The sequence below is a fragment of the Amorphoplanes digitatis genome (genome assembly GCF_014205335.1).
Classification (GTDB): Bacteria; Actinomycetota; Actinomycetes; order Mycobacteriales; family Micromonosporaceae; genus Actinoplanes; species Actinoplanes digitatus.
Window position 1 is genome coordinate 4,128,281 of the sequence record NZ_JACHNH010000001.1, and the last position, 24,594, is coordinate 4,152,874.

Annotated in this window: 24 protein-coding genes; 12 read left to right on the top strand and 12 right to left on the bottom strand. The window is 69.2% G+C overall.

All coding sequences use genetic code 11. From position 1 onward, the window contains the following. Positions 1–10: 10 nt before the first annotated feature. On the bottom strand, positions 11–514 hold the full coding sequence (locus BJ971_RS17965) for a YbaK/EbsC family protein (RefSeq protein ID WP_184994413.1): 504 nt from the start codon (positions 512–514) through the stop codon (positions 11–13). Between the two features lie 206 nt (positions 515–720). Here BJ971_RS17965 and BJ971_RS17970 point away from each other — a divergent pair, with 206 nt between their 5' ends. The 3 genes from BJ971_RS17970 (at position 721) to BJ971_RS17980 (ending at position 3,116) form a co-directional block, all read left to right on the top strand. Beyond that, positions 721–1,725 carry a DMT family transporter gene (locus BJ971_RS17970; RefSeq protein WP_239087591.1) on the top strand — a complete coding sequence of 335 codons (1,005 nt, stop codon included), beginning with the start codon at positions 721–723 and terminating at the stop codon, positions 1,723–1,725. Continuing rightward, entirely contained in the window at positions 1,715–2,323 is a 609-nt protein-coding gene (locus tag BJ971_RS17975) for a helix-turn-helix domain-containing protein (protein ID WP_239087590.1), read from the top strand. The genes BJ971_RS17970 and BJ971_RS17975 overlap by 11 nt, the downstream gene beginning before the upstream one ends. A 103-nt stretch (positions 2,324–2,426) precedes the next feature. Continuing rightward, the gene (locus tag BJ971_RS17980) at positions 2,427–3,116 is read left to right on the top strand and encodes a hypothetical protein (protein WP_184994415.1); all 690 of its coding nucleotides are present in this window, start codon (positions 2,427–2,429) and stop codon (positions 3,114–3,116) included. A 168-nt stretch (positions 3,117–3,284) separates the two neighbouring features. Here the strand turns inward: BJ971_RS17980 and BJ971_RS17985 are convergent, their stop codons facing one another. Continuing rightward, positions 3,285–4,022: a response regulator transcription factor gene (locus BJ971_RS17985; RefSeq protein WP_184994416.1), complete on the bottom strand. Its 738-nt coding sequence runs from the start codon at positions 4,020–4,022 to the stop codon at positions 3,285–3,287. Between the two features lie 488 nt (positions 4,023–4,510). Here BJ971_RS17985 and BJ971_RS17990 point away from each other — a divergent pair, with 488 nt between their 5' ends. From BJ971_RS17990 to BJ971_RS18000, 3 genes are all read left to right on the top strand, one after another. Next, positions 4,511–5,029, top strand: coding sequence for an adenine phosphoribosyltransferase (locus BJ971_RS17990; RefSeq protein WP_239087589.1), 519 nt, complete (start codon positions 4,511–4,513; stop codon positions 5,027–5,029). Between the two features lie 420 nt (positions 5,030–5,449). Next, positions 5,450–6,313: an adenosyl-fluoride synthase gene (locus BJ971_RS17995; protein ID WP_184994417.1), complete on the top strand. Its 864-nt coding sequence runs from the start codon at positions 5,450–5,452 to the stop codon at positions 6,311–6,313. Between the two features lie 99 nt (positions 6,314–6,412). Next, entirely contained in the window at positions 6,413–7,798 is a 1,386-nt protein-coding gene (locus BJ971_RS18000; RefSeq protein WP_184994418.1) for a cation:proton antiporter, read from the top strand. Between the two features lie 57 nt (positions 7,799–7,855). On the opposite strand, the gene BJ971_RS18005 is transcribed toward BJ971_RS18000, so the two are convergent. From BJ971_RS18005 to ahcY, 3 genes are all read right to left on the bottom strand, one after another. Continuing rightward, positions 7,856–8,833: a carbohydrate kinase family protein gene (locus BJ971_RS18005; protein ID WP_184994419.1), complete on the bottom strand. Its 978-nt coding sequence runs from the start codon at positions 8,831–8,833 to the stop codon at positions 7,856–7,858. 10 nt (positions 8,834–8,843) lie between these two features. Further along, entirely contained in the window at positions 8,844–10,031 is a 1,188-nt protein-coding gene (gene metK, locus BJ971_RS18010) for a methionine adenosyltransferase (RefSeq protein ID WP_184994420.1), read from the bottom strand. A 73-nt stretch (positions 10,032–10,104) separates the two neighbouring features. Further along, a complete protein-coding gene (gene ahcY / locus BJ971_RS18015) occupies positions 10,105–11,589 on the bottom strand; it encodes an adenosylhomocysteinase (RefSeq protein WP_239087588.1) in 1,485 nt (494 codons plus the stop codon). Positions 11,590–11,748: 159 nt separating this feature from the next. Here ahcY and mtnP point away from each other — a divergent pair, with 159 nt between their 5' ends. Then, complete coding sequence (gene mtnP / locus BJ971_RS18020; protein ID WP_184994422.1) at positions 11,749–12,621, top strand: S-methyl-5'-thioadenosine phosphorylase; 873 nt, start codon at positions 11,749–11,751, stop codon at positions 12,619–12,621. 95 nt (positions 12,622–12,716) lie between these two features. Here the strand turns inward: mtnP and BJ971_RS18025 are convergent, their stop codons facing one another. Together BJ971_RS18025 and BJ971_RS18030 are read right to left on the bottom strand one after the other, a co-directional pair. Next, the gene (locus BJ971_RS18025) at positions 12,717–14,969 is read right to left on the bottom strand and encodes a WD40 repeat domain-containing protein (RefSeq protein ID WP_184994423.1); all 2,253 of its coding nucleotides are present in this window, start codon (positions 14,967–14,969) and stop codon (positions 12,717–12,719) included. 6 nt (positions 14,970–14,975) lie between these two features. Continuing rightward, a complete protein-coding gene (locus BJ971_RS18030; protein ID WP_184994424.1) occupies positions 14,976–15,344 on the bottom strand; it encodes a hypothetical protein in 369 nt (122 codons plus the stop codon). 818 nt (positions 15,345–16,162) lie between these two features. On the opposite strand from BJ971_RS18030, the gene BJ971_RS18035 reads away from it, so the two are divergent. Beyond that, the gene (locus BJ971_RS18035; RefSeq protein ID WP_184994425.1) at positions 16,163–17,410 is read left to right on the top strand and encodes a M48 family metalloprotease; all 1,248 of its coding nucleotides are present in this window, start codon (positions 16,163–16,165) and stop codon (positions 17,408–17,410) included. A 1,006-nt stretch (positions 17,411–18,416) separates the two neighbouring features. Here the strand turns inward: BJ971_RS18035 and BJ971_RS18040 are convergent. From BJ971_RS18040 to BJ971_RS18045, 3 genes are all read right to left on the bottom strand, one after another. Beyond that, complete coding sequence (locus BJ971_RS18040) at positions 18,417–19,466, bottom strand: glycoside hydrolase family 26 protein (protein WP_311772766.1); 1,050 nt, start codon at positions 19,464–19,466, stop codon at positions 18,417–18,419. Between the two features lie 494 nt (positions 19,467–19,960). After that, positions 19,961–20,158 carry an ABC transporter permease gene (locus BJ971_RS41370; protein ID WP_275411398.1) on the bottom strand — a complete coding sequence of 66 codons (198 nt, stop codon included), beginning with the start codon at positions 20,156–20,158 and terminating at the stop codon, positions 19,961–19,963. Then, positions 20,155–20,679, bottom strand: coding sequence for an ABC transporter permease (locus BJ971_RS18045; RefSeq protein ID WP_275411397.1), 525 nt, complete (start codon positions 20,677–20,679; stop codon positions 20,155–20,157). Before BJ971_RS18045 ends, BJ971_RS41370 begins: the two co-directional genes overlap by 4 nt. Before the next feature lie 194 nt (positions 20,680–20,873). Between BJ971_RS18045 and BJ971_RS18050 the strand changes: the two genes are divergently transcribed. Further along, positions 20,874–21,215 (top strand): ArsR/SmtB family transcription factor, encoded by a 342-nt coding sequence (locus BJ971_RS18050; RefSeq protein WP_184994426.1) that lies wholly within the window; start codon positions 20,874–20,876, stop codon positions 21,213–21,215. Between the two features lie 20 nt (positions 21,216–21,235). Here BJ971_RS18050 and BJ971_RS18055 read toward each other — a convergent pair whose 3' ends face one another. Both BJ971_RS18055 and BJ971_RS18060 read right to left on the bottom strand, forming a co-directional pair. Continuing rightward, positions 21,236–21,607 carry a hypothetical protein gene (locus BJ971_RS18055; protein ID WP_184994427.1) on the bottom strand — a complete coding sequence of 124 codons (372 nt, stop codon included), beginning with the start codon at positions 21,605–21,607 and terminating at the stop codon, positions 21,236–21,238. Between the two features lie 194 nt (positions 21,608–21,801). Continuing rightward, complete coding sequence (locus tag BJ971_RS18060) at positions 21,802–22,023, bottom strand: hypothetical protein (RefSeq protein WP_184994428.1); 222 nt, start codon at positions 22,021–22,023, stop codon at positions 21,802–21,804. Between the two features lie 80 nt (positions 22,024–22,103). Between BJ971_RS18060 and BJ971_RS18065 the strand changes: the two genes are divergently transcribed. The 3 genes from BJ971_RS18065 to BJ971_RS18075 all read left to right on the top strand — a co-directional run bounded on the left by BJ971_RS18065 (position 22,104) and on the right by BJ971_RS18075 (position 24,594). After that, complete coding sequence (locus BJ971_RS18065) at positions 22,104–23,126, top strand: sensor histidine kinase (RefSeq protein ID WP_239087748.1); 1,023 nt, start codon at positions 22,104–22,106, stop codon at positions 23,124–23,126. Next, positions 23,114–23,776 carry a response regulator gene (locus BJ971_RS18070; protein ID WP_184994429.1) on the top strand — a complete coding sequence of 221 codons (663 nt, stop codon included), beginning with the start codon at positions 23,114–23,116 and terminating at the stop codon, positions 23,774–23,776. The genes BJ971_RS18065 and BJ971_RS18070 overlap by 13 nt, the downstream gene beginning before the upstream one ends. Before the next feature lie 71 nt (positions 23,777–23,847). After that, positions 23,848–24,594: an ABC transporter ATP-binding protein gene (locus tag BJ971_RS18075; RefSeq protein ID WP_184994430.1), complete on the top strand. Its 747-nt coding sequence runs from the start codon at positions 23,848–23,850 to the stop codon at positions 24,592–24,594.

Below are 24,594 nucleotides of genomic sequence, written 5' to 3' on the forward strand. Positions count from 1 at the left end.
GACGCGGGCGTCAGGGTGCCGGCGTGTTCTCCGCGGCGATGGGCTCGAACCGGGGATCCGCGATGCGCAGGTAGTCCTCGGTGCGCAACGCCATCGATCGATCCAGGCGTGCGGCGTTGAAGAAGAGCTCGGGGAAGGCCTTGATGCCGGGGTCGGCGATGAGTTCCAGCTCGTCGCTGAAGGTGAAGGGCAGGATCGTCCCGGCGACGCAGCCCGAGAGCCGCTCAGCGATCTCCGGGTTGGCGAAGGAGATGTACGTGCCACCGAGCAGGCCCTTGATCGCCTGGAGGTCGACCCGCGCGTCTCCCGGCACGACCGCCAGCACGTACTTCGTGACCTTCTTGCCGAGCTTGACCATGACGATCATGCACTTCGCGGCGGCCGCGACCTCGTGCCCGCGGTAGCCGCTGACGATCTCCGTGCGTCCCTCTTCCGCGTGGTCGATCAGCCGGTATGTCGCCTCGTGCCGATCCAGTAGGTCGATCAGCCGGTCGTAGGTTTCCGCGTATTCCATTCGGCGTCCTCTCATGGTGTCCACTGTCGCCGTTCAGCATAGTACACAATTTCGGCCATTATATTGTACGGTGGCTCTTCCGCCTTACGGGTTCGGCGGCACCACAGAAAGGTGAATAGCGGATCATGAACAAGTCCACGGGGGACCGATCGCGGCCGACAACTGATATCAGAATTCCACTGCCCCGGCAGCCTGTCCGCCCCGTCGTGGGCCGCGCGTCGCTGCTCCGCTCCGACCTCTCCATCCTGCTGGTCGCCGTCATCTGGGGTTCCAGCTACGTCGTGATGCAGGACGTGGGTGACAGGGTGCCGGCCGCGGCGTTCCTCGCCCTGCGATTCCTCACCGCGCTCCCGGTCGTGTTGCTGCTGGCCGCGCCGTCGCTGCGCCGGCTCAACCGGGTGGAGGTGCTGGCCGGCGCCGGGTTCGGCGTGATGCTCTACGGCATCCTCATCCTGGAGACGGTCGGCGTGCAGCACACGTCGGCGGCCAACGCCGGGTTCCTCATCACGGTCTCGGTGGTGTTCGTCCCCGTGCTGGAGCGGATCCTCAGCCGCAAGGCCCAACCCTTCATCGTGTACGCGGCCACGGTCGTCGCCCTGTTCGGCTGCGGGCTGCTGTTGCTCTCCGGCGGCCTGCACCCCCGATCGGGTGACTTGATCATCCTGGCCGCCGCGGCGATCAGGGCCACCCAGATCACCCTCTTCGGCCGGCACGTGCACGGCCAGTCGATCCAGAACCTCACCGTCGTCGAGTTCGTCGTGGTGATCGTGCTCGCCTCGCTCACCTCCGTGTTCACCGGCGATCCGGTGTGGTCCGCGGCGGGACAGGTCGACGGCCGCTCGTGGCTGCTGATCGCCTACCTGGGCGTGCTGGGAACGGCCTTCGCCTTCTTCATGCAGCTGCGGTCCGCCCGGCTGTCGAGCTCCACCCGGGTGGGGCTGATCCTCTGCACCGAGCCCGTCTTCGCCACGATCTTCGCGATCGCCGTCGCCGGCGAGTCGCTGGGCTTCATCCAGGCGCTCGGCGGCGTGCTGATGGTCGGCTCGGCGCTGGTCGGCCGCGCGGCCGAGGCCTCCGGCCGGGCGGCGGGGGCGCCCCGCCCGATGGCCCTGACCTCGGGCCGGGAACCGATCGGGCCCGCAACCTACGACCCGGTAGTGTCGGGACACCTGTCCGACACTTCACCGTTGAATGGACGCCGTGACGAATGAGAGTTTGGGGCCGCCCGCAGCCGGGATGGGAGCGGCGGTCGGCCGGGAGGTCCGCCGCTTCCGGGAGGCCCGCCAGATGTCGGTGTCCGAGCTGGCCCGCCGGGCGGGCGTGAGCAAGGGCACGCTGTCCAAGCTGGAGGCCGGCCTGGGCAATCCGACGATCGAGACGATCGCGGCCATCGCCGTCGCACTGCGACTCACCCTTGGCGACCTCATTCCGACGTCGGCGCCGAACACACCCACCCTGCACCGCGGTACCCCGGAGCCGGACTACAGCCGGCAGGAGCTGTTGCAGCGCATCGGACCCGGCGTCCTGACCGAGATCTGGCGGGTCCGGATCCGGCAGGCCGGCGGCTTCGTGGAGAGCCCGCCGCACGCCGCGGGCACCGTGGAATACCTGCTGGTGAGCCGGGGCGTCTTCCGCGCGGGTCCGGCGGAGGGCCTGAGCGAGTTGCACGCGGGGGACTTCCTGGTCTTCCAGGCCGACGTGCCGCACCGGTACGAGGTCGTGGAGGGTCCGGCCGAGGCCAGCCTCGTGATGACCTATCCCGCCATGAACGTGGGAGTCACCGCGGCCCTGCACCCCGCCGCCATCTGACCTGGTGCAGGCCGGGATGTATCGAACGTCGTAGCTGAATACGACCTCCGACGCGTTACCTGAACGTCACTTGCCGATAACAATGGGTGGTAGGCGTTGTTCCGTGACAACGGAGGTGGCGATGCCCGCGGCACAGACGATCGAGGTTCCCGTGGTGCGTCGCGGCCACCATTCCCATCCGCGCCGGGGCGCCTGCCTCATGGAGCTGGTGAGCACCCTTACCGGCGGGCCGTGGACCGACCGGCCCGGGCGCGTCCATCCGATGCTGGCGACCGTGTGCCGGGCGGTCAACGACCGGCTCGGCGATGCCGGCCGGGCCGCCGTGCTGACCGCGGTGCCGTGGCTGGAGCACACGGCGGCACCCGTGCCGCGCCGGCAGGCGGACGAGGTGCTGCGTGACGGCCTGCTCGAGCTGGCTGCCCGGCACGCGGGTGACGCGGCGCTCGCGGCCCGGCGCCCCGGGCAGCGGGCCGCGGCCGGCGCACTGCGACGGGCGGTCCGGCGGGTGGCGGCGCGCCCGGACCGCGACGAGGCGATGCGGCGATTCCTGTTCGAGGCGATCGACCTGGTCCGGGGCCACGCCGGCCTGCCGCCCGTGCCCGAGGGCCGGCCGATGTCGGTCGACGGCGTCGGGTGGCTGCCGGTGCGGGTCGAGGTCCGCTGTCCCGACGACGGCCTCTCGGCCTACCTGCACTGCACCGCCGAACTGGACCGGTGGCCGGCCGAGCTGCGGCCGGAGCCCACGGCCCCGCGAGCGTCCCGCGACCGCCGCCCGGCGGGCCGGCCCGCCTAGGCCTGTCCTGCCGATCATGACGGCCTGCGCCGGGCCCAGCTTCCGCCTCGCGGCGCGGTCCGAACGGCCGAATACAACACCGGTATTCGACCGTCCGGCCCACTTGCGACGCGAAACCTGGACCTCGGCTCGGCGTCGCCATGATCGGCAGGACAGGCCTAACCCGGGTCAGGCGAGCCCGGCCTTGGCGGCGCGCCGGACCGCATCGGTACGGGACGTCGCGCCGAGCTTCGCGTAGATGTTCGTCAGGTGCCGTTTGACCGTGCCCTCGGCGATGAACAGCTTCCCGGCGATGTCCGAGTTGCGCATGCCCTCGGCCACCAGCGTGAGAACCTCCACCTCACGGGTCGAGAGGATCGGCTCGCTGTTGGCCCTCAGCCGGTTCATCGTCTCGCGGGACACCGAGAGCACGACGCGGTCGTCGTGCTGGTCCACCACCCGAATGGTGGTCACCAGCTCCTCCAGGGTCGTGTTCTTCATGATGTAGGCGTGCGCGCCGGAGGACAGCAGATGCTCCACCCGGCGAGGGTCGTCGTGGGTGGCGAGGACGACCAGCTTGGAACCCGGTACGGCGTGGCGCAGCAGGTGCAGCTCGTCGAGCGCGTGCAGATCGCCCGCGTCGAGGCCGACCAGCAGGACGTCCGGCAGCTGATGGCGCAGCGCCTGGATCGCCTCGGGCCCGGAGCCGGTGACACCGACGACGCGGATGTCGGGTTGCCGCTCCAGCAGCCCGACCAGGCCCTCCCGGAACAACCCCGGCTTGTCGATCAGTGCGATGCGGATCCGGTCGGCGGGCGAGGCCGGTGGCTGCGGCGGTGGCTTTCCGGTCCGGGCCGGCTCAGGCGGCGGCGTCGACTCGGCGTGTTGGTGGTGGTCAAGGGTCGTGTTGGCGTCGTCGTGGATCACACGCAGCCCCCAGAGATGGCTTCGCTACTCCGTGTCCGTGCCCGCGTTGGAGCTACTCACGTTTGTGGTAACGATTCGCGTCTTCATCGCCGCGCCGGGCGGGGGTCAGGCCCGCCGGCGCCGTGATGGCTATAGACGTCAGGGCCTATCAGGGAGCACCTCTGCACATGCCTCATGTCCGTCCCCCGTTTGATTTGCCGGTCCGCTCGCCGCGAAACATGCTGGGAAGCCGGCACTGATCCCGCCCCGATGCGGCTGCCCGGCTCCGACCGTCCGTTCAATATTGCGCACGGTACGGGCGTAAGTAAAGAGGCTTCCGATTGCTTGGATATCGGATCCCATATTGCGACGAACGTCGTAGCGGTAGGTGTTACGGCGGCCGGTCGACGTGGGTCTTTCCAGGTCGGCGCCGGTGCGTTTTCATCACTGTGGCCGGGTATCGGGCCCGGCATCGATCATGTCGAGGACGGTGGATGATGTTTACCGGAGTGAACATTGATCTGAAATCCGCGGTGCGGGTCTATCCGGACTTCCCGACACCCGGGATCGCATTTCAAGATCTGGCTCCGCTGTACGGGACGCCGGGTCTGCTCGGGCGGCTCGGCGAGGCGCTGGCCAGGTCCTTCCCCCAGGGGTACGAGGTCGTCCTCGCGGTGGAGGCGCGCGGCTTCGTGATCGGTACGGCCGTGGCCATGGCGGCCGGTCGCCCCCTGGTCCTGGCCCGCAAGCAGGGCAAGCTGCCGGGGCCGCTGCACCGGACGGAGTACGCCCTGGAATACGGCTCCGCGGTGCTCACGATCCAGCACGCGGCGGTGCCGCCCGGCGCGAAGGTCCTCGTGGTGGACGACGTGCTGGCCACCGGCGGCACCCTGGCCGCCGCCGCGCGCCTGGTCGAGGAGGCGGGTGCGGCGGTGTCCGGGTTCGGCGTGGTGCTGGACATCGAGGCGCTCGGTGCCCGCGCGCGGCTCGCGCCGGTTCCGGTCGTCTCCCTGCTGACGGCATCCTGATCCGGCGGCGGCGTCGCACGGCACGTGTCCGCACGGTCGTGACAGACCGTTCATGCGTGCCGTCACGCGCTGTCGACCGGGATCGGCGCCCGCCGGCGGCGGGCCTTCGGGACAAATCGTTGCGGACAATGCCCGAGTTGGGCGGCAAGTGTTGATGCGCGCGTTCCGGCGAATGCGGTGCCGAGGCTCGGCGCCCTCGCGTACCGGGCGCCGCGGATACCACCAAAGTCGTATTCGGATAGGCCGGAACGTGCGGCAGGAACGACACCGGCATACGCCTTGTTGGGCGCTCGTATTCGTGACTAGCTTGAAGAAGCGGGTGACGGGAGACGCGATGGCGCCACACCTGCGAAATCCTCGCTCAGCCAAGGACGGAAAGGGATATCCATGTCCACGAATGGCAAGCCCATTATCGCTTTCATGAGTGACCTGGGCACCACGGATGATTCCGTGGCGCAGTGCAAGGGCCTCATGCTGAGTATCTGTCCCAGCGTCACGATCGTCGACGTATGCCATTCGATGACGCCGTGGGATGTGGTGGAGGGTGCCCGGTACATCGTCGACCTGCCGCGGTTCTTCCCGGAGGGCACCGTCTTCGCCACGACGACATATCCGGCCACCGGGACCGGCACACGGTCGGTGGCGCTGCGCATCAAGCAGGCGGCACTCGGCGGCGCGCGGGGCCAATGGGCGGGCTCGGGCGCCGGCCTGGAGCGCGCCGAGGGCTCGTACATCTACATCGCGCCCAACAACGGCCTACTCACCACGGTCATCGAGGAGCACGGCTACATCGAGGCGTACGAGGTCAGCAACACCAAGGTGATTCCCGCCGAGCCGGAGCCGACCTTCTACAGCCGGGAGATGGTGGCCATCCCGTCGGCGCACCTGGCCGCCGGTTTCCCCCTCAACGAGGTCGGCCGGCAACTCTCCGACGACGAGATCGTCCGGTTCGAACGGCCGAAGGCCAGCACCGTCTCCGGCGGGGTGCTCAGCGGCACGATCACCAACGTCGACCACCCGTTCGGCAACCTCTGGACGAACATCCACCGTACCGATCTCGAGAAGGCCGGCATCGGTTACCAGACGCAGCTCAAGCTCGTGCTTGACGGTGTGCTGACCTTCGACCTGCCGCTGGTGCCGACCTTCGCGGATGCCGGAAAGATCGGTGACCCGGTCATCTACATCAACAGCCGCGGCTATCTCGCCCTCGCGCGCAACGCGGCGCCGCTGGCGTACCCGTACAACCTGAAGGCCGGCATCTCCGTCGCCGTGACCAAGGCCTGACTCCGCCCGAGGGCCGGCACGGATTCGTCCGTGCCGGCCCTCCTCTCGGACCGGGGTCGTCGCCGGGCCGCCGCCCACCGCTCGCACGAAGGGGACGTCGTGAGCCTCTCCTCCTACCAGGTAGCCACACTGATAGCCACGATCGCGATAGTCGTGCTGGTCTCGCACGCGGTCGGTGGCCTCTTCGCCCGCTTCCGCCAGCCCGTCGTGGTCGGCGAGATCCTCGCGGGCCTGATCTTCGGACCCACCCTGCTCGGACTGGTGGCGCCCGACATCCAGCACCTGCTGTTTCCGAAGACCGGACCGGTCGCGGCGGTCCTCGCCGGGCTGGCCCAGCTCGGCCTGCTGCTGCTGATGTTCATCACCGGTGGCGAACTGCGGCTGACCGGCGTCGCCCGGGATCGCAGGACCATCAGCCTGGTCACCGTCACCGGCCTGGTGTTGCCGTTCTCGATCGGGGTCGCGGTCGTCTCGGCGATCGACCACCGCGATCTCGCCGGCCCGGCCGGGACACAGACCACCACGATCCTGGTCTTCGCGATCGCGGTCGCGGTCACCAGCATTCCGGTGATCTCCCGGATCATGCTCGACCTCGGCCTGCTCGGCGGCTCGTTCGCCCGCATCGTGCTCGGGGTGGCGGCGCTGGAGGACATCGCGCTGTACGTGGTGCTCGCCATCGTGCTGAGCCTGGCGAGCGCGCCGGCGACGGAGTTCGGCCTGTGGGACCTGATCGGCATACACACCACCGGCTGGACGGTGGGCTACCACACGGCCGTGACCGTGGTGTTCCTGACCGCCTTCATGGTGTGGGGCCCACAGGTCTTCCGCTACCTGCTGTACGGCCGGCCCGGGGTCCTCGCCCGGCGCAACGCGACGGCGTACCGGCTGGTGCTGCTGCTGATCACCGTGCTCCTCTGCACGATGCTGGGCATCAACCCGATCTTCGGGGCGCTGCTCACCGGGGTCTGCGCCCGCCGGGCCGAACCGGAGCAGGAACTGGACGGCTCGGCGACCGCGACCGAGCAGACCAACTCGTGGATCACCATCCGGCGCTTCTCGCTCGCCTTCTTCATTCCGATCTACTTCTTCACGGTAGGGCTCGGCCTGAACCTCGTGCAGGACTTCGACGTGCTCTTCTTCGCCTGGTTCTTCGCGCTCTGCTGCGTGGTGAAGGCGGCCAGCGTGCTGCTGGGCGCGGTCCTGGCCGGTGAGCGGCTGCGCTGGTCGATCGACCTCTCGATCGCCCTGAACGCCCGCGGCGGACCCGGGATCGTGCTGGCCACGACGACCCTGGCCGCCGGGGTGGTCAACCGCTCCTTCTACACCTCGATGGTGGTGCTGTCCGTCCTGACCTCGCTGATCGCCGGGATATGGCTGGATCGGCGGGCCACGGCACTGCGGCAGGCCGACCTCGAGAGAGCGCGGGACCCGAAGGTCCCGCAGGCCGTCACCGCGGGCGGCGAGCACGCGGGCACCGCCACCTGACCACGGTGGGCGGCGGGGTCGGGACCGGGTGTCTGCGGGCACCCGGTCCCGGCTCGTTCACCAGCCGAGAACGGCGGCCGTACGCGAGGCGGCGGCCCGGCCGTACGCGGCCGTCAGCTCCTCGAGGAACCGGCCGCGGTCCACCTCGTACTCCTGGGGACCCACCGTGCGCAGGACCAGCGCGGCCAGCGTGCATCCCAGCCGGGCGGCCAGCTCGTAGTCGGCCCCCGCGTGCGCCGCGGCGAGGAACCCGGCCCGGAACGCGTCGCCCACGCCGGTCGGGTCGACGGGCTCGGGGACCGGTACGGCCGGTACCTGGACCGCCGGGCGGCCGGCCCGGTCGATGCGCGCCCCGCCCGGGCCGAGGGTCGTGACCCAGGTAGCGACCCGGGCCAGCACCTCGCGCTCGGTCCATTCCGTCTTCTGGAGCACCAGCGCGTGTTCGTAGGCGTTGGTGAACAGGAACTGGGCACCCTCGATCAGCCGGCGGATGTCCTTGGGCTCCATCACCGCGAGCTGCTGGGACGGATCGGCCGTGAACGGGTAGTCCCGGGCCCGGCACTCGTCGGTGTGCCGGAGCATCGCCTCGGGGTCGTTGGGCCCGATCACGATCTGGTCCACGCCGGCCAGCCGGTCGACGGTGTCCCGCAGGTCGAGCCCGCGGGCCAGGGACATGGCCCCGGCGTAGAACGAGGCGAGCTGGTTGCCGTCGTGATCGGTGATGCACTGGAACCGGGCGGTGTGCAGCTCCTCCGACTGCCGGATCGAGGCCACGTCGACGCCGCCGAGTTCCAGCAGGGAGCGGTAGCCGGCGAAATCCTGTCCCGCGGCGGCGACCACGGCGGGGCGCAGGCCCAGCCGGGCCAGGCCGAGCGCGATGTTCGCCGCCACCCCGCCCCGGCGGACCTGCAGGGAGTCGACCAGGAAGGACAGCGACAGGTGGTCCAGCGCGCCGGGCACCAACTGCTCGACGAACCGGCCGGGGAAGGTGCTGAGCTGGTCGATCGCGATCGACCCGGTCACGATGATGGTCATGGGTCGCGCCTCACCCGTGGACCGCGGCCTGGAGTTCGTTCACCCGGTCGAGGCGCTCCCAGGTGAACGTCGGACCGCTGCGGCCGAAGTGCCCGAAGGCCGCGGTCGGCAGGTAGATCGGGCGCAGCAGGTCCAGCTCCCGGATGATCGACTGCGGCCGCAGATCGAAGACATTGTCGAGGGCCGCCTCGATCCGCGCGATCGGCACCGTCTCGGTGCCGAAACACTCCAGGAAGGTGCCGACCGGCTCCGCCTTGCCGATGGCGTACGCCACCTGCACCTCGCAGCGCTCCGCGAGCCCGGCCGCCACCACGTTCTTGGCCACCCATCGCATCGCGTACGCGGCGGAGCGGTCCACCTTCGAGGGGTCCTTGCCGGAGAACGCGCCACCGCCGTGCCGCGCCGACCCGCCGTACGAGTCCATGATGATCTTCCGGCCGGTCAGGCCGGTGTCGCCCATCGGGCCGCCGATCTCGAACCGGCCGGTCGGGTTGACGAGCAGCCGGTAGTCGTCGACGCGCAGGTCGAGCTGGTGCAGCTCCGGCTCGACCACGTGCTTGCGGATGTCCTCGGGCAGCAGGGTGTCCGCGTCGGGCGCGTGCTGGGCGGAGACCACCACCGTGTCCAGCGACACCGGACGCGATCCCTCGTACGCGATCGTGACCTGCGTCTTGCCGTCCGGGCGCAGATAGCCGAGCGTCCCGTCACGCCGGGCCGTCGACAGACGGCGGGCCAGCCGATGGGCGAGGGCGATGGGCAGCGGCATCAGCTCCGGTGTCTCCGCGCAGGCGTAGCCGAACATCAGCCCCTGGTCGCCGGCGCCCTGCCGGGCGGCGCCCGCGGCGCCACCCTCGGTCCGTGCCTCGTACGAGCGGCTCACCCCCTGTGCGATGTCGGGGGACTGCCTCCCGATCGACACGCTCACGGCGCAGGTCCGCCCGTCGAACCCCTTGGCCGACGAGTCGTACCCGATGGCGTTGACCTGGGCGCGGGCGACGGCCGCGAGGTCGACGACGGCGCGGGAACCGACCTCGCCGGCGATGATGATCTGGCCGGTGGTCACGAGGGTCTCGACGGCCACCCGGCTGTGCGGGTCGCCGTCGAGATAGGCGTCGAGCAACGCGTCGCTGATCTGGTCGGCGATCTTGTCCGGATGGCCCTCGGTCACGGATTCCGAGGTGAAGAGCCGATAGCTCACAGTGATCCTCCATGTCGGTTGCCGGGATGCGGAGACGGCCCCCAACCGAGGCTGAGGGCCGTCGCGGTGCCGATCAGTAGCGGTAGTGGTCCGGCTTGTACGGACCCTCGACCGCGACGCCCAGGTAGGCCGCCTGCTCCTTGGTCAGGTCGGTGAGCCTGGCGCCGAGCGCTCCGAGGTGCAGCCGGGCGACCTTCTCGTCCAGGTGCTTGGGCAGCACGTAGACGCCGACCGGGTACTCGTCGGTCCTGGTGAAGAGCTCGATCTGGGCGATCGTCTGGTTCGAGAAGCTGTTGCTCATCACGAACGACGGGTGCCCGGTCGCGTTGCCCAGGTTCAGCAGGCGGCCCTCCGACAACACGATCACCGCGTGGCCGTCGTCGAACCTCCACTCGTCGACCTGCGGCTTGATCGTGATCCGCCGTACGTCCGGGCGCTTCGCCAGGCCGGCCATGTCGATCTCGTTGTCGAAGTGCCCGATGTTGCCGACGATGGCCTGGTGCTTCATCCGGGCCATGTGCTCGTTGGTGATCACGCCGAGGCAGCCGGTCGCGGTGATGAAGATGTCCGCGGTCTCCACGACGTCGTCCATGGTGGCGACCTGGTAGCCGTCCATCGCGGCCTGCAACGCGCAGATCGGGTCGACCTCGGCGACGATGACCCGGGCACCCTGACCACGCAGCGACTCGGCGCAGCCCTTGCCCACGTCGCCGTAACCGTTCACCACGGCAACCTTGCCGCCGATGAGGACGTCGGTGGCGCGGTTGATGCCGTCGATCAGCGAGTGCCGGCAGCCGTACCTGTTGTCGAACTTGCTCTTGGTGACCGAGTCGTTGACGTTGATCGCCGGGAAGAGCAACCTGCCCTGCTGCTGCATCTCGTACAGCCGGTGCACGCCGGTGGTGGTCTCCTCGGTGACACCCCGGATACCCGAGGCGAGCCGGGTCCAGCGCCCGGCATCCTCGCCGAGACCGCGCCGCAACACCGACAGGATGACCGCGTACTCCTCGGAGTCGGCGGCATCCGCGGCCGGGACCGCGCCGAGCCTCTCGAACTCCGCACCCTTGTGCACCAGCAGCGTGGCGTCGCCACCGTCGTCCAGGATCATGTTGGGGCCCGCACCGTCGGGCCACAGCAGCGCCCGCTCGGTGCACCACCAGTACTCCTCCAGCGACTCGCCCTTCCAGGCGTAGACCGGCACGCCCGCGGGCGCCTCGGCGGTGCCGCCCGGGCCGACGACGATCGCCGCCGCGGCGTGGTCCTGAGTGGAGAAGATGTTGCACGAGGCCCAGCGGACCTCCGCGCCGAGCGCGGTCAGTGTCTCGATCAGGACCGCGGTCTGGATGGTCATGTGCAGCGAACCGGTCACCCGCGCGCCACGCAGCGGCTGAGTCGGGCCGTACTCCTCACGCAGCGACATCAGGCCGGGCATCTCATGCTCGGCCAGCTCGATCTCCTTACGCCCGAACCCGGCGAGCGAAAGATCAGCAACCTTGAAGTCAGTGAATGCCATGGGCTCTCCCGGCAGAAAGGGGCCGGCGGTGACCGGCGCGGGCATTTCCAAGCTAGTGGCGGGCCGCAGAGCCGCACAGACGAATAAATCGGCGAACAAAGCGGTACGAGAATCGCGACCAAAGGCGAATGCCGACTACCCTTTTCGTCAGCTCGACCGGACGGCCGGCGATGTTAGTTTCCTCCCGGCGACGGGAGGCAAGACATGATCAACGCGCGAGGGGTCCGGCCGCGGATCGGCGTCATCGGCGGCAGCGGACTGTACGACCTCGACATGCTCGACGACGTCGAATCGATCGAACTGGACACACCGTACGGAAGCCCGAGCGGCAGCATCACTATCGGCACCCTGCGCGGCACCCGGCTGGCTTTCCTGCCCCGGCACGGCCTCGGGCACCGGCTCAGCCCGAGCGAGGTGCCCGCCCGGGCGAACATCTACGCCCTGTGCGAGCTCGGCGTCCGCCGGGTGTTCGCGATCAGCGCGGTGGGCGGTCTCGCCGAACGCTACGCACCCGGCACCCTGGTCGTGCCGGACCAGATCGTCGACCGGACCAAGGGCCTGCGCCCCGCCACGTTCTTCGGCGGCGGCGTGGTGGCGCACGTGTCCATGGCCGACCCCTTCTGCCAACGGCAGCGCGAGCACCTCATCGCCGCGGCGAAATCCGCCGGGCACACCGACGTGATCGACGGCGCGACGTACTGCTGCATCGAGGGCCCGCAGTTCTCCACCCGGGCCGAGTCCCACCTGTACCGCTCGTGGGGCCTGGACATCATCGGCATGACGGCGGTACCGGAGGCGGCACTGGCCAGGGAGGCCCAGCTCTGCTACGCCGGGCTCGCGCTGGTGACCGACTACGACTGCTGGCACGAGAACGAGGAGACCGTGACCGCCGACATGGTGGCGCAGACCATGCGCCGCAACGTCCGCGCGGCGCGGGAGGTGCTGGAGGAGGCGGTCGCCACCCTGGATCCGTCCGGCGACTGTGAGTGCCGCCATGCCCTCACCGGTGCCGTGCTGACCGACCCCACCCTGATCGCCCCCGACCGGCCGGACTCGCCCGGCCCTCCATCCTGCTGATCACCGCCAGAAGAACTCAGGCACGCGACGACCATGGCCGCCGGAACCTCCGCCGGCCCCACCCGGTAAACCCGATTCGACCGCTGCGCACAACGTCACAGCGCCCGCTGTCTGATCATCCACAACCTGGCGGTGTCGTCGTTGCTCGCCGTGGCCAGCAGCCGTCCGTTGCGGCTGTACGCGACCCCCACGACGATGTCGCTGTGCCCTTCGAGCCTGCTCGCCAGTTTGGCATGACTCGTATCGGTCAGGTCCCAGATCATCGGCGACCGATCGCTGTCGGTCACGAGCATGCGGCCGTCAGGGCTGAACGCCAGGGCGTAACCCGCCCCGACACCGGGAATCACGGCCGTGCACACCCCCGACCCGGCGCCCTCGGTCTGCCACAGCCTGACGGTGTTGTCCAGGCTGCCTGTCGCCAGGATCGTGCCGTCACCGTTGAAGGCGACGCCGTCCACCACCCGGCCGTGCCCGGTGAGCGTGGTGATGAGTGACGGCCGATCCGGACTACGGACGTCCCACAACTTCGATGTCAGGTCGGCGCTGCCGGTCGCCAACTTGGTGCTGTCCGGGGTGAACGCCACGGCGATGACGTAATTCAGGTGCCCCGCGATCGTCGCGATGGGCTGGGTACGCAACGGCGCGGAAAGACTCCACAGTCGCGCGGTCCCGTCGCCGACCGCGGCGGCCAGCGTGCGCCCGTCCGGGCTGAACACGGCCGCATGTATCCAGGGCTGGTCGCCGATGCCGCCGAGAGGACCGAGGGTTGCGGTAAGTGTGGATCTCGACGGATCGGCGATGTCCCAGACCTTGACCGTGCCGTCGTCGCTCGCCGTGGCCAGCGTGTGGTCATCGGGGCTGAACGCGACGCCGTTCACGTCATCGGAGTGTCCGTTGAGCGTCGCGAGCAGCGCCGGCCGGCGCGGATCGGCGATGTTCCACAGTCTCGCCGTCCGGTCGGCGCTCGCCGTGGCCAGGATCCTGCCGGTGGAGTCGAGGGCCACACCCTTCACATCACTCGCATGGCCGACCACGGCTACCGAGAACAGATCCGCGGCCGGCGGGGCGGCGTGCGTGACCCACCGGCTCAGCGGCGGCAGCCCCAGCCATGCGTAGGTGACGCAGAACAGGATCGCCGAGGTACCAAGGCTCATGATGAAGAATCGAGGCCGTTCGACGCCGCCTCTGGCACGGACACCGCCAGATATCAGCGCGGCGACGATGAGCACGAACACCGTCACGAGCATGGTGACATTGTTGGTCCAAAGCACGTCGCCCAGCGCCAGGGCGTCAACGTCGAGACCCACGCTGCGCAGAGCGTTCCAGATCGGCCAGGTCGCGAGGTTGCTCAGCGAGATGAGCACCCAGAACGCTCCGGCGAGCAGCACCACCACGCCGACGCCGTTGCACGAGAAGCGCTGCGTCCGCGGAGCCAGCGCGGCGAACCCGAATGCGGCCCCGCACAATCCGAGTATCACGGCGGCGGCGCACAGCACCCCACCCCAGAACGCCGTCGCGCCGGAGGTTGCCGCAACGCCGCCGGCGTACGCCGCCAACTCCCGCACCACGGCGAGCTGGATGATCCCGACCGCGCTCAGTGCGATCAGCGGTATGCAGAAGAACCGCACCGCGCTCCCGACGGCGGACCAGATCCGCAGTGCCACCTGCCGGGCGTGGCGGCCGAACTCCTGTGCGGATTGAGCGCTGAAGACCGCCGCGATGTAGACGACCCGAGCCAGCTTGATCGTGGTGAGGTAGCTCTGCTCGACCAGTGTCGCGAAGGGGTCGGTCGCCTGCCGCTGTCGTCCCACGGACATGGTGATCTGCGCCTGCAGAAAGGGATAGTCGGGCGCGCGGAACCGTTTGGCGACCGTGCTGACGCTGAACGCCAGCACCAGCACGAACGCGACGAGGAACCCGATGGAGCTGATCGCCGTCTTCCAGCGCAGGACGACCAGCCACCCCGGCTCCGCCGTGCCTTGCGGGCGAGGCACCTGCAGCATGTCGGGCAGCATGGTGAGAAACAGGTGCAGCAAACCCGTGACGAGCGCCTGTACGACCACGAGGTAGCCGGACACCGCCGTCAACTGGGCGACGAGGCGGTCCGGGCCCTTCTCGATCGCGGCCACGACGAAGACCAGCGGGACGACCGCGCCCACGACGATCGCCACATCAACAAGGGTCGTGTACCCGAGGCCATCGTCCAGACCGAGGGCTATGGCCCACCAGAGGCCCGGCACCGCGACGAGCATCACCGCCAGGTAGGTTCCCCGGGCTGATGGAACGGTCTCCAGAACCGTCTGTCTCCCCGCAAAGAAGGCGTACCCGATAGCGGCGACGAGCAGCACCGAGGGTCACCACGGGGCGGCGGACGGCCCGGCCTGATCGGCACGGCCCGCGGCCCACCAGACAAACCACGCGATCATCACCAGCGCGGTCGACACGGCGGCCGCGCCGAGGGCGCGGCCGCGAGACAACGCCACCAGGAACGCGTTCAGTAGGCACAGCGTCAGGAACGCATCGAGGGCCCAGACGTCGTCGGTGCGACGGAAGAGGAACAGCGCGGCAAGGCCGCAGACGATCAGTACCGCGATGCAGGCACCGTTCAGGCGCGATCCGCCCGAGCGCCGGAACAGGATCCATTCGCCGCAGTTGGCGGTGCCGCAGAAGATTGTGACGTGTGGATTCGCGTGGCCTCTCCCGCATGCCAGCGACGCGTCCACGTTCCCGGCCTCCACATGGTCGCCCTGGCTGATCCGGCGGACTGGGTTCGGTATAATCGTTTACCTACCACTACGGAGAGTCAATCTCTCGCGCTGAGAGTCAGGCGATCGGGCGAACCACCTTGTTCCGGGCTGCCCAACGCGTGGATCCTCTTGCCTTTGTGAGCCGGTCATGGCGCGACGACAATTACGCCAGAACGGCCTGGCGGCAAACGTTGTGGATGTCAGCAGGTTCTCGCTGCGAGCCACCGGGCAGACAAGGTCTTGATGTCCTGGTCGCTGAGCAGTTCTCGTCCTTCATCGGGCGAGTCGAGGTGGTGAACGCGCCAGAGTCGGCACGGCCATATCGTGACCGCTGTGGCGGCTCGGAATACGGCCAAGCCTTGCCGGGTCCAGGGGGACTGGTAGGGGCTCCGCCAGTACCGACGCGGCCCCAAAGCGGCCAGCGCCGCCGGGTCGAACTGGACGCGGACGCCAGGTGCCGGGAACCGCGAGCCAAAAAAGTCGGGCTGTTCGGTGCTGGCCGCGAAGTGATACGTACCGTGCTCGTCCATTTTTACCCCGTTAAGGACCGTGACTGGGGAACTGTTGCGCGACGAGGACCTGCTCAGCAGGGCCAAGGGCACGGCCGCGGGCTTAGGTGTCCAGCCTAAGATCCGCTGATGCAGCGGGTCGAGACCACCTGGGAAAGTCGCTCGGTGACAGTCCGTATCGATCCACTGATTACCTGCTGACCCTGCACTCCGGCGCAGCCTGACGCCCTGCTCCAGGCCACCCTGTCCCGCAGGACGGCGCTGGATGCGGCATGATCACCGCTCGTGAATTGCCCCCAGTGCTCCGTCGCCGTCACCGCGGCTCGCGACGCCGCACCCTGGTGCCCGTCGTGCGAGTGGAACCTCGGCCACTTCGAGCCCGGCCGGCGCCGGCCTGAGCTGGGCTGGGTCTGGGCGGATCGCGCCACCCACCGGGTGGCCTGGCGGTTGACCGCCGGGCAGTTCACCCGGCTCGCGGACGGGCCGCTGCGGCGGCGCTCCTGGAGCGCGGCACGGGTCATCACCATGGCGGTGGCGGTGTTCCTGCTGCTTTTCGTCGTCGCCGTGGCGGGGCTGGGCGTGTGGCTGACCGGGTACCACTTCCCCGGCATCACGATCCTGCCTGGTGTCGCCCTGCTCGGCGTGGCGGTGGCGTTGCGCCCGCGGCTCGGGCGCGTCCGCGACGACCTGCACCTGCTCGACCGGGACGAGGCCCCCGAACTCTGGGCGCTGGTCGACCGGGTCGCGGTGGCGTCTGGTGCGCCCGTGCCGCACCTGGTCGGGCTGGACAGCTCGTTCGGCGCGTACACGACGACCGTCGGCCTGCGCCGCCGCCGCGTGCTCTGCCTCGGCGCGCCGCTCTGGTCCGTGCTCGACCCGCAGGAACGGGTGGCCCTGGTCGGCCATGAGCTGGGCCACTTCGTCAACGGAGACCTGCGCCGGGGTCCGCTGACCCAGGTGGCGCTCAGCACGCTGGGCCGGCTCGCCGTGCTGACCCGGCCCGCCGACGACTCCCGGTGGACCGGCATCATCGGCATGATCGCGGCGGCGATGCAGTGGCTGGTCCAGTGGCTGCTGTACCGGCTGGTCCTTGGCCTGCACCTGCTGGTCGTGTGGATCGGTCAGCGCGACGCGCAGCGGGCCGAATACCTGGCTGACGAGATCGCGGCGCGGGCCGCCGGCAGCGCCGCCGCCGTGCGCCTACTGGACGCGCTGCTGCTCCAGGACGCGATCGACACCGTGATCTGCCGGGAGGCCCGGGCCAAACGCGCCGGCGCCGCCTGGCGCGAGGCCGCCGACGTCGCCCGGGCGAACCTGGCTACCGGCGTACCGGCGTTCCGGCAGCTGAGCCGGCGCGACGAGGTCTCGCTGTTCGCGTCGCACCCGCCGACCGGTCTGCGGGCCCGGATGCTGGAACGCCGGCCGCGGCATGCGGCCGCCGTGACGCTGACGGAGCAGCAGGCGGAGCGGATCGACAACGAGATCGCCGGACCCGTGGAACGGGTCCGGCGAGATCTTGCGACTGCCTACTAGCCCGGGTGCCGAGCTGTCCGCGCCTGGCCGTCGTGCGCGCCGCGGCCTGGCAAGTGGTGGCGGTTACTGCGCCTCCGGCGGGGGCGCTCCGGCTCCAGGGTGGCCGGCGCACCCCGTCACCCTCGGCCCGGGCAAGCCGAGCAGACCCCCGCCGGCGCCCGCCGGCGTGGCTGCCTAGCGTCAAGGCCGTCTTGACGCGGCGAGCACCGGCGGGGCCCCGCTCCCACAATGGGCGGGACGAGGTTTTCGAACGCGACGCATCTGCTGGTCAGCCGTAGACGTTAATGCATGTCCGCGCCTTCAATTTGACGTGATCCTCATAGAGAGAGGTGCAAATCTTCCCGCCCGAGGTCGGAAAGCTGATTGACCCTGTGTCGACCCCGCCCGATGTGTTACACCTGTTGTGATCCGGACCTTGCGCGTGAGTAAATCGGACTAATTTATTGTCCGACCACTTATAGAAGTCCTGGTCCATGTGCCAAAAGCAGACCGACTTGTAGGCTCGGAAGTAGCTCTTCGTATAGTCGACCCGGAGGCGACTCCCGCTCACATTTTGATAGAGTGCACCTTCTGGAACACATTTGCCTCCGAGGCAGAGCCAACCCCAGGTGGCCACGTTCTCGGCATTTGCCAGCGCGGCGGATCCAGATGCACCCGTTCCGATAACGATACTCACAGTTGTAAGCAACGCGAGCGCAAAAGTCCTACGGCGGGTAACGCGACGGCTCAAGGCGGAACGGCTTCGGTGAATGATCGACGTCATTGCAATGTCCCGCTTTCAGCTCCAGCAGAATTGACTCACTGGGTGGCGTGAGGTGCAGTCCTAGGCAATCGTTGCACTTGGTGCGCGGGCAGACATTCCCCCGTTTGAGTGAAACCGGCCGAGAAGGCGTGGGATGTCCTTTTTCCTGTTGATGAGCGTCGTCCCAAGGCTGGCCCGTGCCGGAAAGCGGTCGAGCCGCCCGGCGGATGCCGGGCGGCTCGTGGGGAAGTGCGATCGTGCGGGTTAGCCGATCTTGACGTTGAAGATCGGGTTGGCGGCGAGCTTCTTGAACGCGGCCAGGTTGTTCTTGGTCGAGTTGATGCTGATGTCGCGGTTGCCTTCGTCGTCGTTCTTGGTGTCGAAGTAGACGATGGCCTTGATCCCGGGCCGCTTGGCCAGCTCCGGCAGCACCGAGTTGTAGCCGGCGGTCTTGTCGGTGGGCTTGCCGATGCGGTGGTAGACACCCCACTCGGCGATCATGATGGGCTTGGACGCGTGCTTGGTGGTGGCCCAGTCGTACCAGCCCAGACCCTTGTTACCGGTGGCCTTACGGTCGAGCAGGTCGGCGAACTTGCCGTAGTGGTAGTAGCCCTTCTCCGCGCTGACGTAGGAGTCCAGGCCGATCCAGTCGACGACGTCGTCGCCGGGGTACAGGTCGGCCCACCAGGACTGGGCCATCCACTTCTCGTTACCCATGTACGCCATCACATTGATCGCGTTGTCCACACCCTTGGACTCCAGGCGCTTGATGGTGTGGCGGTACATGGCGGCGAAGTCCTTGGCCTCCCAGCCGGAGCCCTTCTTGGCGATGACGTCGTTCTCCGGCTCGTGGTTGAGCACGAGGAAGAACTTCTTGTCGCCGTAGGTCTTCTTGATCCGGGCGGCGAACGCGTCGATGCGCTTGTCCTGCTCGCCCTTGGCGACCTTGGCCCAGTTCGAGCCGTAGGCGATCTTCCAGTTGGTCAGCAGGACGCGGGGGTTGGCCGGGTCGGAGGTCATCGCGATCTCGGCGGCGGTGGGGAACGCTTCGTCGCCCTTGTGGTAGGTGTGGAAGATCGAAGCGGTGCGGCCCGAGAGCTTCTCCCAGTTCTTCAGCTCGACGTCGCGCGGCTTGGTGGTGAAACCACCCGCGGCGGCACCCCACAACACGCCGCAGGAGGGCACCAAGTTCTTGTCGGTGACACACGGCTTGGCCGGCGCGGCGGTCGCGGCGGTGGTGCCGGCCATCGCGGTTCCGGCGCCGACGGCCATGGCGGCCAGGACGGTCAACGACTTCGCAAACTTGATACGCACTTTTTGGTTTCCCCCCGCATGTTCCGGCGCCAGGTTCGGCCGGGCATGACTAGAGATTCCGGTGCGGCAGGTGCGCGACCCGGTCCCGGACAGGTGCCGCCCGGTTGCGACCGACCCGAACGGCGAAACTTGAGGATTTCGGCGCTGGAAAACCTCGCCATACGGGTGGTTTCGGACACAGAACGGGCGCGACGTGACACGTTGGCGGGGGCCTCGGCGCGCGCCCGACAACCGACCAGAACGAGTGCGGGGTATGGAGGCGACGTCAGTCCTGCCCTGCCGGTGCGTGCCGTCGCGTACCGGGCGATCCGTAAGCACGTGACCGGGTGCAGGCGGTGCTCCTGGGCTATGAATGCGGCCTGCCCGATCACGACCGGAGCGCCACCCACGCGGGCAGGGCGCTGCCCCAGTGGTCACCGGACCACATAGACACCCGCGCCCGCGCCGTCCCCGGGCGACCCCACCGCACATTGCGCGGCCGCCCAGGAACGCCCTCACGGCCGGCCGGAACGCCCCGCCGGATTCGTTGACGGTCGGTACAACAGCCCCGCCGCGACCAGCTCCACGGTGACCGCGACGGCGATCACCTTGACGGCCAGCAGGGCGACCAGGACCAGCAGCTGGGTGGCGCCCGCCTCCACGGCCGTGCCCCCGCCGAGCAGCACCCCGACGAACGCGCCCGGCAGCGTCACCAGGCCGACCGTCCGCGTCTGGTCCAGGGCCGGTACGAGCGCCTGCCCGGCGGTGGGCGGCAGACCTCGAGAGCGGCGTCACGAGGCAGGAAACCGAGGGCGAGCGCGGCCTCGTACTCGCCGTGCCGGTCACGCAGCTCGTCCAGGGCGCGACGGCCCGCCAGCGAGGTGGCGGTCATCGCGCCGCCGATGAGGATTCCCGCGACCGGCAGCACCGCGATCTGGTGCAACGGCATCGTGCCGGCGCCCACGATCAGGGCGCCGACCGGCAACGCCCCGGCCGCGATCGGCGCGATCACCAGCCGGCTCAGGCGCCACGACCCGAGCCGGCGCGCGGACGTGGCCGCGGCGACCAGCACCATCAGAAGGATGAACCCGGCGGTCGCCCACCACGAACGCACCACGGCGGCGATCAGCAGGGAGACGGCGGCCAACTGCAGCACCGCCCGCACCGACGCGGTGACCACCGCCCGGCTCACGCCGAGCCGGCCGGCGTAGGCAGCCGCAGCCGCGAGGACCACCAGCACTCCCAGCACGGCGGCCAGTGCGGGACCTACCGAGACCGCTCCCTGATGCACAGTGCCCCCGGAAGTAGGACGTCGGGACCGTCAGGCAATCACACACCACGCCCGAGGGGCGTCTCGCCGGCCGTATAGCCTGTAGGCGACTTTCTGCGATCCAGAAGCAGCATGGTGCGGTCAGGCAGGGGGCGGTCGTGTCGGTGCCCCTGTACCAGGCGAAGGCGGAGTTGTTCCGAACCCTGGGGCATCCCGTCCGTATTCGGGTCCTGGAGTTGCTCCAGCCTGGGCCACGTCCGGTGCGTGATCTTCTTGCGGAGATCGACATCGAGCCGTCGAGTCTGTCGCAGCAACTTGCCGTCCTGCGTCGCTCCGGCATCGTGGTTTCGTACCGTGATGGCGGCTCGGTGATGTACGTGCTCAGTACGCCGGCCGTGCTGGATCTACTGGCGGCCGGCCGGCGGATTCTCGGTGAGGTCTTGACCGACAGCAAGGGACTGCTGGCCGAGTTGAAGGATCGAGTCGAGCCTCGCTCCTGACCCTGTGACGGTATCCATGCTCATAGATCGAGCGCGCTTTCGATCGCGCGCAGTTGATGGCGAGCCATGGCCAGGTTCGCCCGGTCCTTGTTCAGAACCAGGTAGAGGAACAGGCCCTTGCCTGATCGGCTGGTCAAGGGGCGGACCAGGTGATACTGGGTGTCCAGGGTGATGAGGACGTCCTCGATCTTCTCCGTGAGGCCGAGCATCTCCATGGCGCGTAGCTTCGCGCGCACCACGTCGGTGTTGCCCGCCGCGGCAACCGTCAGGTCGAGGTCCCTGCTGCCGCCGGCGGTACCCAGCGCCATGCCGCTGGTCTGATCGACGAGCGCCGCTCCCAACGCCCCGTCGATCTGCATCGTGTCCTTGAGTGCCACATCCATCTCTGCCATGTCCGACTCCTCAGGGTCCGTGTCGTGATGCCTCGAGGATGGCCGCGGTGAGCGAAAGTGGAACGCACACACTGTCCGGTGCCCACAGGCGACAGCCGGAGATAGTAGAAGCGTGAGCTGTTCGACTTGAAGAATTTCGCAACTGCACAAGTAGGCACAACGGAGCCGACGCAACTCCCTTAGCCGGATCGCCGCTAGCGAGAGCGAACTGAGCCGTAGCGCGAGCGGGAACGTTGGATATCGCTGCCTCGTCGTGACCGGTAGTGGTGCACGCCGAGGGTGACGGCGCAGGCGACCGCCACCACGCCGCAGACGATGCCGGGGACGGTGGCGCCGATGGAGGAGGTCACTGCGTTGGCGGCGAGGCTGACGATCAGGACGAGCCAGAGGACCGGGCGGAGGCGGGATTCAGTCATGGGGCTCACGCTAGGCAGCAGAGCCACCGCGGACGATCCTGCAGGCGTTCCGGTCCGTCGCGAACCGGGAGCGGGCCCGATTGTCGCGCTGGGGTCCCGAGATCATCGACCCGGAGCCGCTCCCGGACGGCGTGCTGCCCGCGCTGCGGGACAGCACGGTCCGGCGCGAGGCCGGGTGGGTGGTCACCCACGCGACGTTCGGTTTCGTCATAGGGATCGTCGGCTTTTCCCTTCCCCTGTACGCGGTGCAGTACCTCACGTTCCCGGTGTGGTGGCGGTGGCTGGACGCCGAGCAGGGCGGTCCCGGGTTCATCAGCTTTCCGGTGCGCACCGAGCTCGGCGCGCTCGTGGTCGGGCTGACCGGCATCGGCTGGGCGGCCCTGGCCCTCGGTCTTCCTCCGGTGCTGGCCCGCCTCCAGGCCGCGCCCGGCCGGGGCCTGCTCGCCGCTGATCCCGACACGGACCTGTCGCTGCGGGTCGCCCAGCTGACCGCCACCCGCGCCGCCGCCCTCGACGCGCACGCCGTCGAGTTGCGGCGCATCGAGCGGTCGCTGCACGACGGCACCCAGAACCGGCTCGTCGCCGTGAACGTGCTGCTCGGCGCCGCCCGGCGGGCGTTGACGAGAGATCCGGACACCGCCGGGGAGATCCTCGAGCGTGCGCAGGACGCCGCCGAACAGGCCCTGGCCGAATTGCGTACCGTCGTCCGCGGCATCCTCCCCCCGGTGCTGGCCGACCGCGGTCTCTCCGGCGCGCTCACCGGCCTGGCCGGCAGCTGCGCCGTTCCCTGCACCGTGGACGTGGAGGTGCCGGGACGCTGCGCGGTCTCGGTGGAGGCGACCGCGTACTTTGTCGTAGCCGAGGCACTGACCAACGCGGTGAGACACAGCGGAGCCGCCGCCGTCGCCGTCACGGTCCGCCGCGAGGGTGACCGGCTGCTGCTGCGGGTGGACGACGACGGGCGAGGCGGTGCCGACGAGAGCCGTGGTTCGGGGCTCGGCGGCATCCGGCGGCGGATCGAGGCGTGCGACGGGCGCCTGACCCTGATCAGCCCACCCGGAGGGCCGACATCGATGCAGGTGGAGCTGCCATGCGGATCGTGATCGCCGAGGACGACGCACTGCTGCGCGAAGGGCTCGCGTTGTTGCTGCGTGCGGAGGGCCTCGACGTGGCCGCCACGGCCGACGGCCCGGGGCCCTTCCTGGAGGCGGTCGACTTCCATAAACCGGATGTCGCCATCGTCGACGTACGGATGCCGCCGACCCACACCGACGAAGGGATCGTGGCCGCGGTCGAGGCCCGCCGGCGCCACCCCGACCTGGCGGTGCTGGTGCTCTCGGCGTACGTGGAACAGGCCTTCGCCACCGATCTGCTGGCCGGTGGCGCCGCCAAGCTGGGTTATCTCCTGAAGGAGCGGGTGGGCCGGGTCGAGGAGTTCCTCGGCGCCCTGCACCGGGTCGCCGACGGCGGCACGGCTATCGATCCGGAGGTCGTCGGGCAGTTGCTGACCCGCAGCCGGCCGGACAGCGGGCTGGACCGGCTCAGCGCCCGCGAGCGGGACGTGTTGGCCCTGATGGCCGAGGGCCTCGGGAACACCGCCATCGCCGAGCGGCTGTTCGTCACCGAGGGCGCCGTGCACAAGCACATCCGCAGCATCTTCGCGAAGCTCGACCTGGCGCCCACCGACCGGGCGGACCGCCGGGTCATCGCGGTACTGCGCTATCTCGAGGACATTCAGCGCCGGGCCGGGTAGTGCCTGCTGTACCACCGTTGCGCCCGCAGGCTGCATAGCTTCGAGTCGGTACCGCCAATAGCTTCTGACCTGTGAAAACAGAAGCTGTTCGCGTCGAGCGACTCACCCGGACCTACGGCGGCGGCGACCAGGCGGTCACCGCGCTGGACGACATCGACATCACATTCTCGCGCGGCACTTTCACCGCCGTGATGGGACCGTCCGGTTCCGGTAAGAGCACCCTGTTGCAGACCGCCGCAGGGCTGGACCGGCCGACCTCCGGTCGGGTGTGGATCGGTGACACAGAGTTGTCCCGGCTCTCCGAGAGCAAGCTGACCAAGCTGCGCCGCGACCGGATCGGCTTCATCTTCCAGGCGTTCAACCTGATCGGCGCGCTGACCGTCGAGGAGAACATCGTGCTGCCGCTGCGGCTGGCGGGCGTGCGCCCGGACCGCGACTGGCTGACCCAGGTGGTACACCGGGTCGGCCTCGGCGCCCGGCTGAAGCACCGGCCGTCCGAGCTCTCCGGCGGTCAGCAGCAGCGCGTGGCCATCGCCCGCGCGCTCGCCGCCCGCCCCGACGTCATCTTCTGCGACGAGCCGACCGGTGCCCTGGACACGCAGACCGCGGCCGAGGTGCTGCGGTTGCTGCGATCGGTGGTGGACGCACACGGGCAGACGGTCGTCATGGTGACCCACGATCCGGTGGCCGCCTCGTACGCGGACCGGGTCGTGCTCCTCGCCGACGGCCGGATCCGCGACGACATGCACCAGCCCGGAGCCGCCCGCATCGCCGAGCTGCTCGCGCACCTCGGCCCCCGCGTCACCCAGGAGGTCTGA

Bases quoted from the DNA above. Each gene is read 5' to 3' on its own strand.
- BJ971_RS18060 (WP_184994428.1), bottom strand. From the start codon at position 22,023: ATGACTGAATCCCGCCTCCGCCCGGTCCTCTGGCTCGTCCTGATCGTC.
- BJ971_RS18005 (WP_184994419.1), bottom strand. From the start codon at position 8,833: ATGACCATCATCGTGACCGGGTCGATCGCGATCGACCAGCTCAGCACC.
- BJ971_RS17965 (WP_184994413.1), bottom strand. From the start codon at position 514: ATGGAATACGCGGAAACCTACGACCGGCTGATCGACCTACTGGATCGG.
- mtnP (WP_184994422.1), top strand. From the start codon at position 11,749: ATGATCAACGCGCGAGGGGTCCGGCCGCGGATCGGCGTCATCGGCGGC.
- BJ971_RS18055 (WP_184994427.1), bottom strand. From the start codon at position 21,607: ATGGCAGAGATGGATGTGGCACTCAAGGACACGATGCAGATCGACGGG.
- BJ971_RS18070 (WP_184994429.1), top strand. From the start codon at position 23,114: ATGCGGATCGTGATCGCCGAGGACGACGCACTGCTGCGCGAAGGGCTC.
- ahcY (WP_239087588.1), bottom strand. From the start codon at position 11,589: ATGCCCGCGCCGGTCACCGCCGGCCCCTTTCTGCCGGGAGAGCCCATG.
- BJ971_RS17995 (WP_184994417.1), top strand. From the start codon at position 5,450: ATGAGTGACCTGGGCACCACGGATGATTCCGTGGCGCAGTGCAAGGGC.